Below are 17,514 nucleotides of genomic sequence, written 5' to 3'. Positions count from 1 at the left end.
TGTTCTCCGGCGGAGAAACATTGCGCTCGCGACGTTTCTCCCGCTCCTCTAGATGCACTTGAAGTAATCGAATGGTTCCAGGCAGTCCTTGCAGCGGTGCAGGGCCTTGCAGGCGGTGGAGCCGAATTCGCTGAGCCGTTCGGTGTGAGCGCTGCCGCACTGCGGGCAGCAGATCTCCACCTCTTCGCCGAGCAGGCTGCGCTTGCTGGCGCTGCCCTGTGGCGGGGCGATGCCGTAGGCGCGCAGCCGTTCACGGCCTGCGGCGCTGATCCAGTCCGTGGTCCAGGCGGGCGTCAGGCAGCGCTCCAGGCGCGGGGCGAAACCCGCCTGCAGCAGCGCCTGCTCGATGTCCCGTTCGATGACCTCGGTGGCCGGGCAGCCGGAGTAGGTGGGGGTCACCAGCACATGCAGGGTGCCGCCGTCGGGGCTCAGCGCGCGCACGATGCCGAGGTCGACCACGCTGACCACCGGGACTTCCGGGTCCATCACCGCGTCCAGTACCTGCCAGGCGCGATCGACGTCACCGGCCCCCAGGGGCGCGCGATCGCTGGCGATCAGCTCACCAGCTGGCATCGGGGTAGGCCCGCTGAAGGAACTGCATTTCGGCCAGCAACAGGCCCAGGTGCTCGGTATGCAGGCCGCGGCGCCCGGAAAGGTAGAAGTGGCTGGCCGCTTCCGGCACGGGCAGGGTGGCGCGGGCGAAGGTGTCGGCCACCTTGGCTTGCCAGCCGGCGGTGACGTCCTGCTGGGCGGGCGCGATGCCGGCCTCGCACAGGCGCTGCTCGAGGTCGTCGGCATTCACCAGCTCGACGCTGAAGCGCCACAGTTCCTGCACGGCGGTGAGCATGCGCTGGTGGCTGTGCTCGGTGCCGTCACCCAGACGCTGCACCCACTCGCTGGAGCGGCGCAGGTGGTAGGTGACTTCCTTGAGGGCCTTGGCGGCGATGCCGGCGATGCGTGCATCCGTGGAGCTGGACAGGCCGTGCAGCACCTGGAAGTGCCAGGCGTCGTAGAGGAACTGCTTGGTCATGGTGACGGCGAAGTCGCCGTTGGGTTGCTCCACCAGCAGCAGGTTGCGGTAGGCGCGCTCATCGCGGCGGAAGGCCAGATGATCGGCATCGCGGCCATCGTTGAGCAGTTCGGCGGCATATTCCAGCCAGTTGCGGGCCTGGCCCACCAGGTCGAGGCCGACGTTCATCAACGCCAGTTCCTCTTCCAGGGCCGGGGCGCGGCCACACCATTCGCACAGGCGCTGGCCCTGGATCAGGGCACTGTCGCCGAGGCGCAGGAGGTATTCGATCAGATCGTGCTGGGCGGTCATGGCTGGTGCCTCACATGTGGCCGACTTCGGCGGGCAACTCGTAGAAACTGGCGTGGCGGTAGACCTTGTCCTGGGATGGGTCGAACAGCGGCTCTTTTTCGTCCGGGGAAGAGGCGGTGATCAGTGCCGAGGGCACCACCCACAGGCTCACGCCCTCGTTGCGTCGGGTGTACAGCTCGCGGGCGTTCTCGATGGCCATTGGCGCATCGGCGGCATGCACGCTGCCGACATGCTTGTGGTTGAGGCCGTGCTTGCTGCGGACGAAGACCTCGAAAAGGGTCCATTCACTCATGTGCGTATCTCCTCGCGCTGGCCCGCATTGGCGGGGCAGGGGTTGTCGGTTCAGGCGGCGTCGCGCTTGTGTTGTTGTTTGCGCGCATAAGCCACGGCGGCTTCACGCACCCAGGCACCGTCTTCGATGGCCTTGCGGCGGGTGGCGATGCGTTCGTGGTTGCAGGGGCCGTTGCCCTTGAGCACGGCGTAGAACTCGCTCCAGTCGATCTCGCCGAAGTCGTAGTGGCCGCGTTCTTCGTTCCACTTCAGGTCGGGGTCGGGGGCCGTGCAGCCGAGCAGTTGCAGTTGCGGCACGGTCTGGTCGATGAAGCGCTGGCGCAGCTCGTCGTTGCTCTGGCGCTTGATCTTCCAGGCCATGGACTGGGCGCTGTTGGGGGAGTCGGCATCGCTCGGGCCGAACATCATCAGGGCCGGCCACCAGAGGCGGTTGATGGCGTCCTGCACCATGTCCTTCTGCGCTTGGTTACCGTGACGCATCATGTGCAGGAGGATTTCGTAGCCCTGGCGCTGGTGGAAGGACTCTTCCTTGCAGATGCGGACCATGGCGCGCGAGTAGGGGCCGTAGGAGGTGCGTTGCAGCACCACCTGATTGACGATGGCAGCACCGTCCACCAGCCAGCCCACGGCACCCATGTCGGCCCAGTTCAGGGTCGGGTAGTTGAAGATGCTCGAGTACTTCACCTTGCCGGCATGCAGCTTGGCGATTTCCTCGTCACGGCAGGCGCCCAGGGTTTCCATGGCGCTGTACAGGTACAGGCCGTGGCCGGCTTCGTCCTGGATCTTGGCCATCAATTGCAGCTTGCGCTTGAGGGTCGGGGCGCGGGTCACCCAGTTGCCTTCGGGCAGCATGCCGACGATTTCCGAGTGGGCGTGCTGGGACATCTGCCGGATCAGCGTCTGGCGGTAACCGTCGGGCATCCAGTTCTTCGGTTCGATCTTGATTTCAGCGTCGATCTTTTCCTGGAAGGCGCGTTCCTCGGGAGGCATTTCCTCCAGCGTCTTCACGCGCTTCACGCCGGTCTCAACCAATTGTGCGTACATGCCGTTCTCCAGCTGTGCGGGGTTCGTGGGGTGGCGTTGCCATGGTGATATTTTTAAATGATACGTAAAAAAATATCAAACACTAAAATGTGTATCAAATTAGATTTTTGTATCGTATCTGAAGGCCGTCCTCATGCTTTCTGGTCATGAGCGAGGAAGGGGCAGGCGCCATGAATGCGCTTGGAGACCGATAGTTTCTCGCGTCAATAGAATTTTTCGTGGCGTAGATAGCGCCCGGAGTCGTGGCACGGGATGCTCTATAAAGAGATACGAAAATGTATTCTTGTTTTATATTTTGGTTTTGTTTGGCGAGCGAGTGCAGCCGTGAGGCAGTCGGCTGCATCTCGGGTTGTTGTCGCTGATAGGGGGTAGGCGTGCGAGGCGCTGGCAATGCAGCGCCTCGCACAGTGGTGCGCTTACTGGTTGCGCTTGTCGTACACGTGGCAGGCCTTGCCCTCGGAGCGTTTCAGCGAATAGCTGGGACGCAGGACGATGCGCGAGCTGATGCCAATGTAGGTCTTGATGTGCTTCGACAACTCGTTGCACAGGGACTGCTGCTGGGCTTCGCCCAGGCCATCGTGCTCGTGCTTGAGTTCGACATGGATCTCGATGCTGTCCAGATTGCCGTTGCGGAACAGGTGGATCTCGTAGTTCTCGGAGAGCTGGCGAACCTTCAGCACCTGCTCTTCGATCTGGGTCGGGAACACGTTCACGCCACGGATAATCAGCATGTCGTCGCTGCGGCCGGTGATCTTGTCCATGCGCCGCATTGGGCGTGCGGTTCCAGGCAGCAGGCGGGTGAGGTCGCGGGTGCGGTAGCGGATCATCGGCAGCGCCTCCTTGGACAGGGAGGTGAACACCAGCTCGCCGTACTCGCCGTCCGGTAGCACCTGGCCGGTCACCGGGTCGATGATCTCGGGGTAGAAGTGGTCTTCCCAGATGGTCGGGCCGTCCTTGCTTTCGGCGCATTCCATGGCGACACCTGGCCCCATGATTTCCGACAGGCCGTAGATGTCCAGGGCGGTGATGCCCAGGCGTTCCTCGATGGCCCGGCGCAGCTCGGCCGTCCAGGGTTCGGCGCCGAAGATGCCGAGGCGCAGCGCCAGCTTGTGCGGGTCGATGCCCTGGCGCTCGATCTCGTCCGCCAGGTTCAGCATGTACGACGGCGTGACCATGATGATGTCGGGCTGGAAGTCGCGGATCAGTTGCACCTGCTTCTCGGTCTGGCCACCGGACATGGGGATCACGGTGCAGCCCAGGCGCTCGGCGCCGTAATGCGCGCCGAGGCCGCCGGTGAACAGGCCGTAGCCGTAGGAGACATGCACCTTGTCGCCCTTGCGCCCGCCGGCTGCGCGAATCGAGCGCGCCACCACGTTGGCCCAGGTGTCGATGTCGTTCTGCGTGTAGCCCACCACGGTTGGTTTGCCGGTGGTGCCGCTGGAGGCATGGACGCGCACGACCTCGCTCTGTGGCACGGCGAACATGCCGAAGGGGTAGTTGTCGCGCAGGTCACCCTTGCTGGTGAAGGGGAACTTGGCCAGGTCGTCCAGTGACTTGAGGTCGTCCGGGTGTATGCCGGCTTCGTCGAAGCGGCGGCGGTAGAGTGGCACGTTGTCGTAGGCGTGTTTCAGGCTCCAGCGCATGCGCTGCAGCTGGTGCTGGCGCAGTTCATCGACGCTGGCGGTTTCGATCGGGTCAAGCAGGGCACGTTGGGCATCATGGTACATGTTCATGGTTTCACTCGAGTTGTTCTTGTACGCCAGCCCGGCAGGGGCCGCGAGTGTCATGAGGGAGCATAGCGCTCCCGGTTCTTGGGGTAGTTCGCGCTCCGTGTCAGAGTCTTTGCTGTGCCTGCCAGTCCGTCGTTTTCACGATGAATGGCAGGGCGTGCGCTCCTTCGTGAGTCAAATTCGTTCGATGATCAGGGCGATGCCCTGGCCTACGCCGATGCACATGGTGCACAGGGCGTAGCGGCCACCGCGTTCTTCCAGTTCATGCAGGGCGGTGGTGACCAGGCGGGCGCCGCTCATGCCCAGCGGATGGCCGAGGGCGATGGCGCCGCCGTTGGGGTTGACCCTGGCATCGTCGTCGGCCAGGCCCAGTTCGCGCAGTACGGCCAGGCCCTGGGCGGCGAAGGCTTCGTTGAGTTCGATCACGTCCATCTCGGCCAGGGACAGCCCGGTCAGCTCCAGCACCTTGCGGGTGGCCGGCACCGGGCCGATGCCCATGATGCGTGGCTCGACTCCGGCGCTGGCCATGCCGACCACTCTGGCGCGAGCCTTCAGCCCGCGCTGGCGGGCGGCGGCGGGGCTGGCCAGGAGCAGGGCGCAGGCGCCGTCGTTGACGCCCGAGGCGTTGCCGGCGGTGACCGAGCCGCCGGCGCGGAACGGCGTGCCCAGTCTGGCCAGTTGCTCCAGGGTGGTGTCGCCACGCGGATGTTCGTCCTGGCTCACTACCTTGGGTGGCCCTTTGCGCTGGGCAATCTCCACGGCGACGATCTCTTTCGCCAGGCGCCCGTTGGCCTGGGCGGCGGCGGCGCGCTGCTGGCTGCGCAGGGCAAAGGCGTCCTGGTCGGCGCGGGAGATGGCGAATTGCGCGGCGACGTTTTCGGCCGTCTCCGGCATGGAGTCGATGCCGAACTCGGCCTGCATCAGCGGGTTGACGAAGCGCCAGCCGATGGTGGTGTCGAACAGCTCGGCCTGGCGCGAGAAGGCGGTTTCCGCCTTGCCCATAACCAGTGGCGCGCGGGACATGGACTCGACGCCGCCAGCGATCATCAGTCCGGCCTCGCCGCAGCGCAGGGCGCGCGCCGCGCTGCCCACAGCATCGAGGCCGGAACCGCACAGGCGGTTGAGGGTGGTGCCGGGCACGCTCTGCGGCAGGCCGGCGAGCAGCGCGGCCATGCGCGCGACGTTGCGGTTGTCCTCGCCGGCCTGGTTGGCGCAGCCGTAGATCACGTCGTCCACCGCGTTCCAGTCCAGCTCCGGGTGGCGCTCGCGCAGGGCGCGAATAGGGATGGCGCCGAGGTCGTCAGCACGCACGCTGGCCAGCGCGCCGGCATAGCGGCCAATGGGGGTGCGCACGGCGTCGATGATCAGGGCATCGTGCAGTTGGGCGTCATTCATCAGGGGTCTCCTGCGCCAGCACTGTGCCGCGCACTCTGTAGGATTTGCCGTGGAACAGGGCGATCAGTTGCCCGTTCTGGTTCTCGATACGCACGTCGTAGTTGCCGGTGCGTCCGCTGCGGCTCTGCTCGCTGGCCTGGGCGGTAAGGGTGTCACCCAGGCTGGCCGGGGCCACATAGTCGATGCTGCAGCCGATGGCCACGGTGGCCTCGTTATAGCTGTTGCAGGCAAAGGCGAAGGCCGAGTCGGCCAGGGCGAACAGGTAGCCGCCGTGGCAGGTGCCGTGGCCCTGGACCATGTCGGCGCGCACGCTCATGCCGACCTGTGCCTGGCCGGGTGCCACGGAGATCAGGCGCATGCCCATGGCCTGGCTGGCGCTGTCGCGCTCGAACAGCGCGCGGCCGCACTCCACTGCCAATGACAGTGCTTCATAGTTGGTCATGGAAGACCCTCCCTTCGACGGCATGACGCCGCAGCAGCAGTGATGGGCGGTAGCGGGTTTCGCCGTAGGCCGCCTGCAGGTTGTCGAGAATGCGCAGCACGCTCGGCAGGCCGATGGCGTCGGCCCAGGCCAGCGGCCCCCTGGGGTAATTGACGCCGGCCTGCATGGCCAGGTCGATGTCCGCCGCCGAGCCAACGCCTTGCAGCACGGCATCGGCGCCCTCGTTGGCGAGCATGGCGACGGTGCGCAGTACGGCGAGGCCCGGCAGGTCGGCCAGCGGGCTGGCCGTGATGCCGGCGCGTTGCAGCAGCGCCACGGCCTGGTCGCGGGCGAGTTTGGAGGTGTCGGCTGCCCAGCTGATGCCGAGGCGGCTGGCCTTGGCGTAGTCCAGGGCCAGATCCAGCAGCACCAGGTTGGCCAGGCCATCCTCGCGGGCACGCTGGCTGGCCAGGCGCCCATCGGAGAGTGCCAGCACCGCGTCACCGACCCGCAGCAGGCCGGCGCCGTCACGCCGGGTCACAGCCAGACCGGCGGCCTGCAGGCGTGCCAGCAGCGGCTCGGCCGCACCCAGGTCGCCCTCCACCACGCAGCCGTCGACGCTCAGGTCGCTGCTCAACTCGCTGGCGTTGGGGCGCTGGGCACCTTCGGCGTAGTCGTAGAAGCCGCGACCGCTCTTGCGGCCCAGGCGGCCGGCGTCGACCAGTTCCTTCTGGATCAGCGAAGGCTGGAAGCGGAAGTCGCCGTAGTAGGCGTCGAACACCGAGCAGGTGACGGCGTAGTTGACGTCATGGCCGATCAGGTCGGTGAGCTCGAAGGCGCCCATGCGAAAGCCACCGGCATCACGCAGCAGCGCATCGAGCGTGGCGCAGTCGGCGGCGCCTTCCTGCAGCAGGCGCAGGCTTTCGGCATAGAAGGGGCGCGCCACGCGATTGACGATGAAGCCCGGAGTGGAGCGGGTGTGCACCGGCTTCTTGTTCCAGGCTTTGGCGGTGGCATGCAGGCTGTCGGCCAGCGCAGGGTCGCTGTCCAGGCCCGATACGATCTCCACCAGAGCCATCAGCGGTGCCGGGTTGAAGAAGTGCATGCCGATCACCCGACCAGGGTGCTTGAGGCCGGTGGCCAGGCTGGTGATCGACAGCGACGAGGTGTTGCTGGCGAGGATGCAGGTGGGGGCGCACAGCGCTTCCAGTTCGCGCAGCAGGCTGCGTTTGACCTCCAGGTTCTCGACTATGGCTTCGATCACCAGGTGGGCATCGGCCAGCTCTTGCAGTGCGTCTGCAGGTTGCAGGCGAGCGACGATGGCACGTTGTGCGTCGGCGTCGAGCTTGCCTTTCTCGACCAGGCGAGCGAGCTGGCGGGCGATGCCCTCCACGGCCTGGGCGGCGGCGCCGGGGCGGTTGTCATAGAGGCGCACCGGATGGCCGGCCTGGGCCGCCACCTGGGCGATGCCGGCACCCATGGCGCCGGCGCCGATGACGGCGACGAGTGAGGTGTTGGGCAGGGCAGGCATGGGCTCAGCGTCCTTTGAAGGCAGGGGTGCGTTTGGCCATGAAGGCGCTGACGCCCTCGCGGTAGTCCTCGCTGCGACCGGCCAGGCGCTGCAGATCGCGCTCCAGTTCCAGTTGCTCGTCGAAGCCGTTGTTCAGGCTGGCGTTGAGGCTGCGCTTGATCAGCGCCAGGCCGTAGGTGGGCTGGGTCGCCAGATGGCGGGCCAGCTTGAGGGCTTCGTCGCGCAGCTCGGCGTCGTCCACCACGCGGTAGATCAACCCCCACTGCTCGGCCTGCTCGGCGCTGAGGCGCTCGCCCAGCAGGGCCAGGGCCTTGGCACGGGCCATGCCGACCAGGCGTGGCAGGGTCCAGGTGCCGCCGGAGTCGGGGATCAGGCCGATCTTGCAGAAGGCCTGGATGAAGCTGGCGGAACGGGCGGCCAGCACCAGGTCGCAAGCCAGGGGGATATTGGCTCCGGCGCCGGCGGCGACGCCGTTGACCGCGCAGATCACCGGCATGGGCAGGTCGCGCAGGGTGCGGATCAGCGGGTTGTAGAACTGCTCGATGGAGGCGCCCAGATCCGGCGCGGCGCTGTCCGGCGCGACGTTGCGGTCGGCCAGATCCTGACCGGCGCAGAAGCCACGGCCCTCACCAGTCAGCAACAGGACGCGAACCTCCGGGTTCTGGCGTACCTGCTTGAGGGCTTCGCGGACTTCGCCGTGCATCTTGGCGTTGAAGCTGTTCAGTTGCTCTGGGCGATTGAGGCTGAGGGTGGCGACACCCGCCTCGATGGCAAAGAGGATGTGGTCGAAGGTCATGTTTCGGGCGCTCCGGTGCGGCGGGAGAGGGTGGCCAGTGGTCACTGGCCGGTGAAGTCGGGACGACGCTTTTCCTGGAAGGCGCGGATGCCTTCGTCGCGGTCGCGGGTGCCGGCGAGCAGGGTGAAGGCGTGGCGCTCGAAGCGCAGGCCGCTGGCCAGGTCGGTGTCCTCGGCCTTGAGCACGGCCTCTTTCGCCAGGCGCACGGCCAGCGGCGCCTTCTGGGCGATCAGGCGGGCGATGGCCATGGCCCGCTCGACCGTGAATTCAGGCTGGGTCACTTCGCTGACCAGTCCGGCACGCAGGGCGTGGCGGGCGTCGATGGACTCGCCACCGAGCACCATCTGCATGGCCAGGGATTTGCCCACCGCGCGTAGCAGGCGCTGGGTGCCGCCAGCGCCGGGCATGATGCCGAGGTTGATTTCCGGCTGGCCGAAGCGCGCGTCCTCGCCGGCGATGAGGATGTCGGCGTGCATGGCCAGCTCGCAGCCTCCGCCCAGGCAGAAGCCATTGATGGCGGCGATCAGCGGTTTGCTGAAGCGGGTGATGCGCTGCCAGTGCGCCAGGCGTGGGTCATTGAGGATGCCCACCAGATCGCGCTCGGCCATTTCCTTGATATCGGCGCCGGCGGCGAATGCCTTGCGGCTGCCGGTGATGACCACCACGCGGGTGTTGATGTCCTGCTCGGCGAGATCCAGTTCGCTGGCCAGCTCGGCGAGCAATTCGGTGTTCAGCGCATTGAGCGCCTCGGGGCGCTGCAAGGTGATCAGGCGGACGCCCTGCTCTGGCTGCAGGACGGCAAGGGTACGAGGCATGGCGAACGTCCTCTGCTGCACGCGCGGCTTGGTGCCAGCCGCTCTTATTGATTAGTGGCTCGGGGCGGTGCCCTTCGCGGAGGCGAGCCGCTAGTTCACGGCTCGACCTGGCTTCGAGTATATGCACGAAGCGATACAAAACAAGAGTAAAAAATAATATTTACGTGTCTTTTTGTGGTGGTAATGGCGCGGGCATGCGGTCGTTGGATTGCCCTGGCCATGCTAAAGCCTGGCTTTATTCGGCGTTCTTGACGTGTTTGTGGGGTTTGCGCAGGGGTGTCTGGCATCCGATACAGAAACTTGCGCTTTTCTATATTTTTCTTATGTGATACAAAAAATGAAACAAAGCGTGTTTATTTGCGCCATTTCAAGGCCTGTATGGGTCGAGGAGTTCTTCATGTCCACGCAAGCCCAGGTTGCCGCTATCGAGTTGTTCGAGCGTCACCGCCCGACCCTGCAACGTGCCGTCGAGGCCATTGGCGAGCGGGGCTACTGGTCGCCGTTCCCCGAGAGCCTCAAGCAGTACCCGGAGGCCTCGGTGCAGAACGCACAGGCGCAATTCGAGGCGCTGCTGGGGCGGCATTTCGAGCTGGAAGGGCCGGACCCGCTGGCGCGAGTAGGGAGCGAGCGCTCCCCTTATGGGCTGGAGCTGGGCGTGAGCTACGACCAGTACGATGCCGATGCGCTGATGACGCGCCTGCAGGCGGCTCTGCCGGCCTGGCGTGATGCCGGGCCGCGCGCGCGCCTGGGGGCCTGCATGGAAATACTGCAGCGTCTCAATGCGCTGAGCCCGACGCTGGCGCATGCCGTGATGCATACCAGTGGACAGGCTTACATGATGGCGTTCCAGGCTGGCGGGCCGCATGCCCAGGATCGTGCTCTGGAGGTGCTGGCCTATGCCTGGCAGGCCATGGCCGCGGTGCCGGAGACCGCCAGTTGGATCAAGCCACAGGGCAAGCAGGCGCCGCTGCTGTTGAACAAGCGCTGGCACATCGTGCCGCGCGGCCTGGCGTTGGTGATCGGCTGTTCCACCTTCCCGACCTGGAACACCTACCCCGGGCTGTTCGCCAGCCTGGTCAGCGGCAACCCGGTCATGGTCAAGGCGCACCCTGGCGCCATCCTGCCGCTGGCGATGAGCGTCAAGGTGGCGCAACAGGTGCTGGCTGAGCTGGGCTTCGATCCGGCCCTGGTCAGTCTTGTGGTCGATACTCCCGAGGCCCCCGTGAGTCAGCGCCTGGCGCTGGATGCGCGGGTGAAGTTGGTGGATTTCACCGGCTCCAGCGCCTTCGGCAACTGGCTGGAGGCCAATGCGCGGCAGGCTCAGGTCTTCACCGAGAAAGCTGGCATCAACAGCGTGATCATCGACAGCGTGCGGGATTTCCAGGCCGTGGCGCGCAACCTGGCGCTCTCTCTGAGCCTCTATTCCGGGCAGATGTGCACCACCCCTCAGGCCATCTATGTGCCGCGCGGCGGTATCGCCACTGCCGACGGCCAGCTGTCCTTCGCTGAGGTGGCCGAGGGGCTGGCCAGCGCCATTCGGGACTTTCTCGGCGACAACGAGCGCGCCTGCGCGGTGCTCGGCGCCATCCAGTCGGACGCTACTGCCGAGCGTATCCAGGCTTGCCGGAGGCTGGGTGAACTACTGCTCGACAGCGAAGTTCGCGAGCATCCGCAATTTCCGGGGGCGCGCGTGCACACGCCGCTGCTGTTGCAGGTCGATGCCAGCGCCAGGGAGGCCTATGGCGAAGAACGTTTTGGCCCCATCGCCTTCGTCATCGCCACCGACGACAGTGCCCACAGCCTGCAACTCGCCGGTGAGCTGATCGCCGAGAAAGGCGCCCTGACCCTGGGCGTCTACAGCACCGACGACAAGGTGCTGGAGCGTGCCGAAGCGCTGTCCCAGGAGGTGGCGGTGGCATTGTCGATCAACCTCGATGGCGGCGTGCTGGTCAACCAGTCGGCTGCCTTCAGTGATTTTCATGCCAGCGGCGGCAACCCGGCGGCGAACGCCTCGATTACCGACATGGCCTTCGTCGTGCGGCGTTTCGTCGTGGTGCAGAGTCGCCGTCATGTCGCTGCCTGGGAGCGTGCCGATGACCTGCTATAGCCTCGATGGCCTGGTGCCTGTGGTGCACCCCACGGCCTACGTACATCCCAGCGCGGTGTTGATCGGCGACGTGATCATCGGCCCGGGCTGCTATGTCGGGCCGCTGGCCAGTCTGCGTGGCGATTTCGGCCGGATCATCCTCGAAGAAGGCGCCAACATCCAGGACACCTGCGTCATGCATGGCTTTCCCGACAGCGACACCGTGGTCGGGCGCAATGGCCATATCGGCCACGGCGCCGTGCTGCATGGCTGCCAAATTGGCGAAGACGTACTGGTGGGCATGAATGCCGTGGTGATGGATGGCGCCGAGATCGCCGCGCGCTCCTTCGTTTCTGCCACTGCCTTCGTCAAGGCAGGTTTCAGCTGCCCCGAGCAGTCACTGGTGATGGGCGCGCCGGCGCAGGTCAAACGCAGCCTCAGCGATGAGGAAGTGGCCTGGAAACGCACAGGCACCCATGAATACCAGGTGCTGGCTCGGCGTTGCATGGAGAGCCTCGCGGTCTGCGAACCGCTGCCGGCCGTCGAGGCGCAGCGGCCACGCATCGCCGACCGGGGACTGCGGCCCAAGGGGAGTTCGTCGCCATGAGCCCGCTGAACTCGAAACGGCGCCCCGCGCCGATGGTCATGCCGAAGTACCAGCGGGTATATTCGGCATCTTTTCCGCTTCCAGAATGCCCATGACTTCGCTTGCTCCCTTGGACCAACTCATCACCCGCTTCCAGCAGCAGACGCCGATTCGCGCCAGCTCGCTGATCATCACCCTGTACGGCGATGCCATAGAACCCCATGGCGGTACCGTGTGGCTGGGTAGCCTGATTCAGTTGCTCGAGCCCATGGGCATCAACGAGCGGCTGATCCGCACTTCGATCTTTCGTCTGACCAAGGAAGGCTGGTTGAGCGCCGAGAAGGTCGGGCGGCGCAGTTATTACAGCCTAACCGGCGCCGGTCGGCGCCGCTTCGAGAAGGCCTTCAAGCGGGTCTACAGCTCCAGTGTGCCGGTGTGGGACGGTGCCTGGTGCCTGGTGGTGCTTTCGCAGTTGTCGCAGGACAAGCGCAAACAGGTGCGTGAAGAGCTGGAGTGGCAAGGTTTTGGTGCAATCGCGCCGACGGTGCTGGCCAATCCCCGCTGCGACCGGGTCGACGTCAGCGCGACGCTGCAGGAGCTCGATGCCCTGGACGACAGCATCATCTTCGAGACCCGTACCCAGGATGTCCTGGCTTCGAGAGCGCTGCGCGCCCAGGTTCGCGAGAGCTGGAACATCGATGAGCTGGGCAGGCATTACAGTGAATTCATCCAGCTGTTCCGCCCGCTGTGGAAGGAGTTGAGGGAGCAGGAAAGCCTGAAGCCTGCAGACTGCTTTCTGGCGCGAACCTTGCTGATCCATGAGTATCGCCGGTTGCTGCTGCGCGATCCGCAGTTGCCGGATGAACTCCTCCCGGGCGACTGGGAAGGGCGTGCTGCACGTCAGCTGTGTCGCAATATTTACCGTCTCATCTATTGCAGTGCCGAGGCCTGGCTGAATGCCACGCTGGAAACGGCCGATGGCCCTCTGCCTGATGCCAGTGAAAGTTTCTATCAGCGTTTCGGAGGGCTAAAGTAGTAACTGCTGACGGTAACAATCTGGCACAGCGGCAACCTATAACAAGATCCAGCCGAGTGTGAGGCTCTAAAGCCATGACGATCTTACGAGCAGAAATAGCCGGCCGCTTCGATGGCTGGCTGCATGACGTCAATCAAGTGTGCGGGCATTTCGATGCCCAATGCCTGGGTGAAGGATTCTCCGGCTCCATCCGTGAGCACCAGACGGGTGCGCTGAGATTGAGTTTCGTTGACATTACCCAGGCGCGCCTGTTTCGCTCGTCGAAGGAAATAGCGCAGAGTGACTGCAAGCATTTCTACCTGGTGTCCCAGTTGTCGGGGCGTGCAGGCATGGAGCAAGCGGGTAACTGCGTGGAAATGCAGCCAGGCGATATCACCCTGATCGACTCCAGCGTGCCGAACAATTTTCTCTACGAGGATTCTTCGCGGCAGATCTCCCTGATCCTTCCGCGCCACCTGCTTGAGCAGAGTCGGCGCTTCACCGAAGTGCATTGCGCTCAGCGCATTCCCGCCAGCGCGCCGATGGCGGCAATGGCCAACCGCCTGATTCTCGAGTCGACCCAGCAGGGTGCGTTGAGCGTCAGCGAGAGCGAGGCGACCCTCGAGGCATTGGTCAGCCTGTTGCGGCCCGTGTTGTGTGCCAGCGATAGCGTTCCCGACGCCCACGAGCGGCTGTTCCGCAAGACGCTGCGTTTCATTGACGAACATATCTGCAGCGAGGAGCTCTGCCCGGAGGCCATCGCCCGGGAGGTGGGTGTTTCGATGCGGGGTCTGTATCGCATGTTCGCCAAGAAGGGCCTGGTCGTGGCGCAGTACATCAAGAACCGGCGCTTGGACTTCTGCGCCGAGACGCTGCGTCAGGCCGGCAGCGAGCAGAAGCTCTCGGCTCTGGGCTACGAATGGGGTTTTACCGACTCCAGCTACTTCTCCACGGCCTTCAAGGCGCGCTTCGGGGTATCCCCGAGCGATTACCGCAAGCGCTACAGCGGGCGCTAGGCGCAGCCTGTATCAGTCGTGCGCGTGGCCGCCGGCCTCTGTCAGGGGCTGGCGCGGCGCTTTTCCCATTTTGGCAAGTTGGCAAAGGGGCCTGGCACAGGCAATAAAACCCCCTCGCTGCCGAGCGAGGACAATCCAGAGGGCAAACGGCTGAGTTTGGCGACATCGCCGCTGGCCTGTTCAGAAACTGGATGATGTGAGGTTCTGCTTTGAAAACCCTAACCAAGCTGGCCGGCCTTGGCTGCCTGCTGCTGTCTGCGCCTGTGTTCGCGGCGCAATGCACCACTGCGCAGCAGCACAAGGGTGAGGCGCTGTTTACCAGCGAATGCTCGGTGTGCCATTCGGTCGCCGTGGGCGGTGCCACCAAGATGGGGCCGAATCTCAAGGGCCTGTTTGGTCGAACCTCGGGGAGTCTGCCTGGTTTCAGCTATTCCCAGGCGATGAAGGCGAAGGCGGTCGAATGGCAGATGCAAAGCCTGGAGCAGTTCATCGCTTCACCTCAGGCATTCGTGGCCGGTACCTACATGCCCTACATGGGCCTGGCGAATGCCGAGGATCGCCAGGCAGTGGCGTGCTTCCTGAGCACGCAGAAGTAACCCGAGCAGCGGGCACTGCAGCGCAACTGCCCGTCGTTTCAATCTCATCGGCTGCACCCGCGCGCATGCAGCAAGGCGCCCGACCAGCGAATCTGGCCGGGCGCCCTACCCTCAGTAGCGAATGAGCACCGACTTCAGCTCGGTATAGTCATCGATGAAGGCGCTGCCGAACTCGCGCCCCATGCCGGATGCCTTGATGCCGCCGAAGGGCACCGATGGGTCGAGGAAGGTGTGCATGTTGACGTAGACCGTGCCTGCCTCGATCTGCGGGATCAGGCGCAGCGCGCGGGACAGGTCGTTGGTCCAGATGCTGGCGGTGAGGCCGAAGGGCGAGTCATTGATCAGTGCCGGCAGTTCATCCACTTCGTCGTAAGGCACTACGCAGAGAATCGGGCCGAAGGTTTCCTCGTACAGGAAGCGATCCTGCGGGCCGTTGGCCAGGAGCACGGTGGGTTCGACGTAGAAGCCCGAGCCCGCAAGCGGGTTGCCGCCACAGATGACCTGGTTGTCATGGCGGGCCGCGGCGAGAAATTGCGACACCTTGTCGAACTGCGGCTTGTTGGCCAGCGGGCCGAACTGCACGCTCTCGTCCAGTGGCGAGCCAATGCTCATGCCCTTCACCGCTGCGGCGAACTTGGCCAGGGTTTCATCGAGCTGCGAGCGGTGCACGTAGATGCGCTCCGGCGAGGCGCAGACCTGGCCCTGGTGCACGTAGCCCGTCTGGATCAGGCCGGCCACGGCGGCATCGATATCCGCATCGGGCAAGAGTGCTGCGGCGTTCTTGCCGCCCAGCTCCAGGGTCACGCGGGTCAGGTTGGCGGCCATTGCGCTCTGACCGACTTTGAGGCCCGTTGGAACCGAGCCGGTGAACGAAACCTTGGCTACCTTGGGGTGTTCGATCAGCTGTGCACCGACTTCACCCGTACCGTTGACCACGTTCAGTACGCCTGCCGGTAAGCCTGCTTCTATGGCCAGTTCGGCCAGGCGCAGCAGGGTGATCGGGGTGAATTCGCTCGGCTTGAGGATCAGCGTGCAGCCGGTTGCCAGGGCTGCGCCGAGCTTCCAGATGGCGATCATTACCGAGAAATTCCAGGGCACGATGCCCGCGACCACGCCGACTGGCTCACGGCGCGTCATAGCGGTGTACTGCTCGCCGGCCATGGACGGGAACGACGGGGTCATGGTCTCGCCGCTGATCTTGGTGGCCCAGCCGGCGTAGTAGCGCAGGAACATCGCGCTTTGACCAACCTCGAACATGCGCGACAGCTGAATATGCTTGCCCGAGCACTGGGTTTCCAGTTGCGCCAGTTCCTCGCCGTTGGCCTCGATGAGGTCGGCCAGACGATTGAGAATCAGGCCGCGTTGATAGGGCGACGTCTGCGCCCACTCGCCACTGAAGGCGCGTCGGGAGGACAGGCAGGCCTCTTCGACCTCACTGGCTGTCGCGCCATTGACCTGTGCGATGACCTCGCCATTGGCGGGGTTGACGACGGGAATACGCTTGTCGCCGCTGCCGCTACGGTACTGGCCGTCGATGAAGTGGCCGTGATCGCGTTGCAGGTATTGGCGTACTTTGGGCAGTAACTGAATTTCGCTCATGGGGTCTCCTGAGGGGCTTGAGTGGCCCGAGCTTGTTGGTATTGGCGGGGCCTCGTAGGGGAATTTGCTGCTTTGTCGCTGTGCTGCTTGCCGCGCCCTATCCAGGGCGCGCATGCCGAGAGCGCCTCAATCGCCTGGGGCTTCAATAGCGGTTCCTCTTCAGGTCCTGCCAGGCTTCATCGAGGATCTTGCGTTGTGAGGTGGGCACGCTCTCGAGCAGATAACTGCGTCGTCTTTGATCGGTCGTCAGCACCTGTGCCGGGTGCGCTTTTGCGAAGCTCTGCATGGCTGGCGTCTCGTTAGGCAGCGGTGCATAGAAACGAGAGTTGAGCGCGTTGCGCAGTGCGATTGGTGGGTCGATCAGGAAATCGAGCAGGCGGTAGGCCAGTTGCGGGTTGGCGGCATCGCTCGGGATCGCCAGGGTATCGATGAAGATCGCCGCGCCTTCTTCCGGAATGCGGTAGACGAGCTTCGGATTGTCCTGCATCGCACGCACGGCATGGCCGCTCCAGGCCATGGCCAGACACAGCTTGCCGTTTATGAGGTCGTCGACGAAGTCCCAGTTGTTCATCGTGCGAATGAACGGCGTGACGGCCTTCAATCCGTCCAGTTGCTTGATCAACTGGCGGTTGGTGATACGCGACAGGCGCCGCCCGCGGTAGTTGAGCAGCACTGATGAGGTCTCATCGGAAGCGTCCAGCATCGCTACGCCGCATGTGCTGAGCCGTTCTGTTTCGGCGGCCTCGAACATCAGCTTCCAGCTGTTGGGCGGGGGAGCGCCGTAGCTGGCTTGCGCCAGGTCTGGGGCGATTACCAGCCCGGTGGAGCCCCATAGATAGGGCACTGCGTAACGGTTGGCCTGTGGCAGACCGGCGAGAATCGTCAGCAGCCAGGGGTCGAGTTCGGCGTAGTGCGTCAGTTGCCTGGTATCCAACGGCGTGAGGCGCTGCTCCTCGATCAGTTGTTCGAGCATGAAGTGGCTCGGCATCACCAGGTCATAGTGCGAGCCATCACTGAGCGCCTGGCGCAACTCGTCGGTGCTGGTATAGGTCTGGTAATCGACGGTAATACCGGTTTGCTGCTGAAAATCTCTGAGCACGTCAGGGGCCAGGTAGTCCTTCCACCCGTATACGCGCACCACCTGTTCGGCATGCGCCTGAGCGATGGTTGCCAGCAGAGCGAGCAAGGCAAGCAGTACTTTCATCGGGCACCTCCGCAGGCATTGACGTTCGTCCAGCGTTCAAACTGCCGAGTGCTGGACTTCTGCAAGCC

Annotated in this window: 17 protein-coding genes; 5 read left to right on the top strand and 12 right to left on the bottom strand. The window is 64.5% G+C overall.

Going from position 1 to position 17,514, the window contains the following annotated elements; translation table 11 throughout:
- Positions 1-48 precede the first annotated feature (48 nt).
- The 10 genes from paaD to paaF form a co-directional block, all read right to left on the bottom strand.
- Positions 49-573 carry a 1,2-phenylacetyl-CoA epoxidase subunit PaaD gene (gene paaD / locus ACN8M7_RS05045; protein WP_061237242.1) on the bottom strand — a complete coding sequence of 175 codons (525 nt, stop codon included), beginning with the start codon at positions 571-573 and terminating at the stop codon, positions 49-51.
- Positions 560-1,321 (bottom strand): 1,2-phenylacetyl-CoA epoxidase subunit PaaC, encoded by a 762-nt coding sequence (gene paaC / locus ACN8M7_RS05040; RefSeq protein WP_061237244.1) that lies wholly within the window; start codon positions 1,319-1,321, stop codon positions 560-562. Before paaC ends, paaD begins: the two co-directional genes overlap by 14 nt.
- A 10-nt stretch (positions 1,322-1,331) precedes the next feature.
- Entirely contained in the window at positions 1,332-1,613 is a 282-nt protein-coding gene (gene paaB, locus ACN8M7_RS05035) for a 1,2-phenylacetyl-CoA epoxidase subunit PaaB (protein WP_061237246.1), read from the bottom strand.
- 50 nt (positions 1,614-1,663) lie between these two features.
- Positions 1,664-2,656, bottom strand: a complete 993-nt coding sequence (paaA, locus tag ACN8M7_RS05030) for a 1,2-phenylacetyl-CoA epoxidase subunit PaaA (RefSeq protein ID WP_092379239.1) — start codon at positions 2,654-2,656, stop codon at positions 1,664-1,666.
- A gap of 416 nt (positions 2,657-3,072) precedes the next feature.
- The gene (gene paaK, locus ACN8M7_RS05025) at positions 3,073-4,389 is read right to left on the bottom strand and encodes a phenylacetate--CoA ligase PaaK (protein WP_490259976.1); all 1,317 of its coding nucleotides are present in this window, start codon (positions 4,387-4,389) and stop codon (positions 3,073-3,075) included.
- 171 nt (positions 4,390-4,560) lie between these two features.
- A complete protein-coding gene (gene pcaF / locus ACN8M7_RS05020) occupies positions 4,561-5,781 on the bottom strand; it encodes a 3-oxoadipyl-CoA thiolase (protein WP_490259975.1) in 1,221 nt (406 codons plus the stop codon).
- The gene (gene paaI / locus ACN8M7_RS05015; RefSeq protein WP_061237255.1) at positions 5,774-6,223 is read right to left on the bottom strand and encodes a hydroxyphenylacetyl-CoA thioesterase PaaI; all 450 of its coding nucleotides are present in this window, start codon (positions 6,221-6,223) and stop codon (positions 5,774-5,776) included. Before paaI ends, pcaF begins: the two co-directional genes overlap by 8 nt.
- Positions 6,210-7,733, bottom strand: a complete 1,524-nt coding sequence (gene paaH, locus ACN8M7_RS05010) for a 3-hydroxyacyl-CoA dehydrogenase PaaH (RefSeq protein WP_061237257.1) — start codon at positions 7,731-7,733, stop codon at positions 6,210-6,212. Before paaH ends, paaI begins: the two co-directional genes overlap by 14 nt.
- Positions 7,734-7,737: 4 nt before the next feature.
- Positions 7,738-8,529 carry a 2-(1,2-epoxy-1,2-dihydrophenyl)acetyl-CoA isomerase PaaG gene (paaG, locus tag ACN8M7_RS05005; RefSeq protein WP_061237259.1) on the bottom strand — a complete coding sequence of 264 codons (792 nt, stop codon included), beginning with the start codon at positions 8,527-8,529 and terminating at the stop codon, positions 7,738-7,740.
- 41 nt (positions 8,530-8,570) lie between these two features.
- Positions 8,571-9,344, bottom strand: coding sequence for a 2,3-dehydroadipyl-CoA hydratase PaaF (gene paaF / locus ACN8M7_RS05000; RefSeq protein ID WP_490259974.1), 774 nt, complete (start codon positions 9,342-9,344; stop codon positions 8,571-8,573).
- A 397-nt stretch (positions 9,345-9,741) separates the two neighbouring features.
- Here paaF and paaN point away from each other — a divergent pair, with 397 nt between their 5' ends.
- The 5 genes from paaN (at position 9,742) to ACN8M7_RS04975 (ending at position 14,643) form a co-directional block, all read left to right on the top strand.
- Complete coding sequence (gene paaN / locus ACN8M7_RS04995) at positions 9,742-11,451, top strand: phenylacetic acid degradation protein PaaN (RefSeq protein WP_490259973.1); 1,710 nt, start codon at positions 9,742-9,744, stop codon at positions 11,449-11,451.
- Complete coding sequence (gene paaY / locus ACN8M7_RS04990; protein WP_061237265.1) at positions 11,438-12,037, top strand: phenylacetic acid degradation protein PaaY; 600 nt, start codon at positions 11,438-11,440, stop codon at positions 12,035-12,037. The genes paaN and paaY overlap by 14 nt, the downstream gene beginning before the upstream one ends.
- 91 nt (positions 12,038-12,128) lie before the next feature.
- A complete protein-coding gene (paaX, locus tag ACN8M7_RS04985; RefSeq protein ID WP_061237267.1) occupies positions 12,129-13,052 on the top strand; it encodes a phenylacetic acid degradation operon negative regulatory protein PaaX in 924 nt (307 codons plus the stop codon).
- Between the two features lie 74 nt (positions 13,053-13,126).
- Positions 13,127-14,047 carry a transcriptional regulator FeaR gene (feaR, locus tag ACN8M7_RS04980; RefSeq protein ID WP_061237269.1) on the top strand — a complete coding sequence of 307 codons (921 nt, stop codon included), beginning with the start codon at positions 13,127-13,129 and terminating at the stop codon, positions 14,045-14,047.
- Between the two features lie 209 nt (positions 14,048-14,256).
- Positions 14,257-14,643, top strand: a complete 387-nt coding sequence (locus ACN8M7_RS04975; RefSeq protein ID WP_061237271.1) for a c-type cytochrome — start codon at positions 14,257-14,259, stop codon at positions 14,641-14,643.
- 111 nt (positions 14,644-14,754) lie between these two features.
- Here the strand turns inward: ACN8M7_RS04975 and ACN8M7_RS04970 are convergent, their stop codons facing one another.
- Both ACN8M7_RS04970 and ACN8M7_RS04965 read right to left on the bottom strand, forming a co-directional pair.
- On the bottom strand, positions 14,755-16,242 hold the full coding sequence (locus ACN8M7_RS04970) for an aldehyde dehydrogenase family protein (protein ID WP_490259972.1): 1,488 nt from the start codon (positions 16,240-16,242) through the stop codon (positions 14,755-14,757).
- Between the two features lie 142 nt (positions 16,243-16,384).
- Entirely contained in the window at positions 16,385-17,446 is a 1,062-nt protein-coding gene (locus ACN8M7_RS04965; RefSeq protein ID WP_092379276.1) for an extracellular solute-binding protein, read from the bottom strand.
- Between the last annotated feature and the right edge of the window lie 68 nt (positions 17,447-17,514).

The organism is Pseudomonas spartinae (genome assembly GCF_965197125.1).
GTDB classification, from domain to species: domain Bacteria; phylum Pseudomonadota; class Gammaproteobacteria; order Pseudomonadales; family Pseudomonadaceae; genus Aquipseudomonas; species Aquipseudomonas composti_A.
Note: the sequence above shows the minus strand (reverse complement) of the source record. Positions and strands in the feature narration are given on the sequence as shown.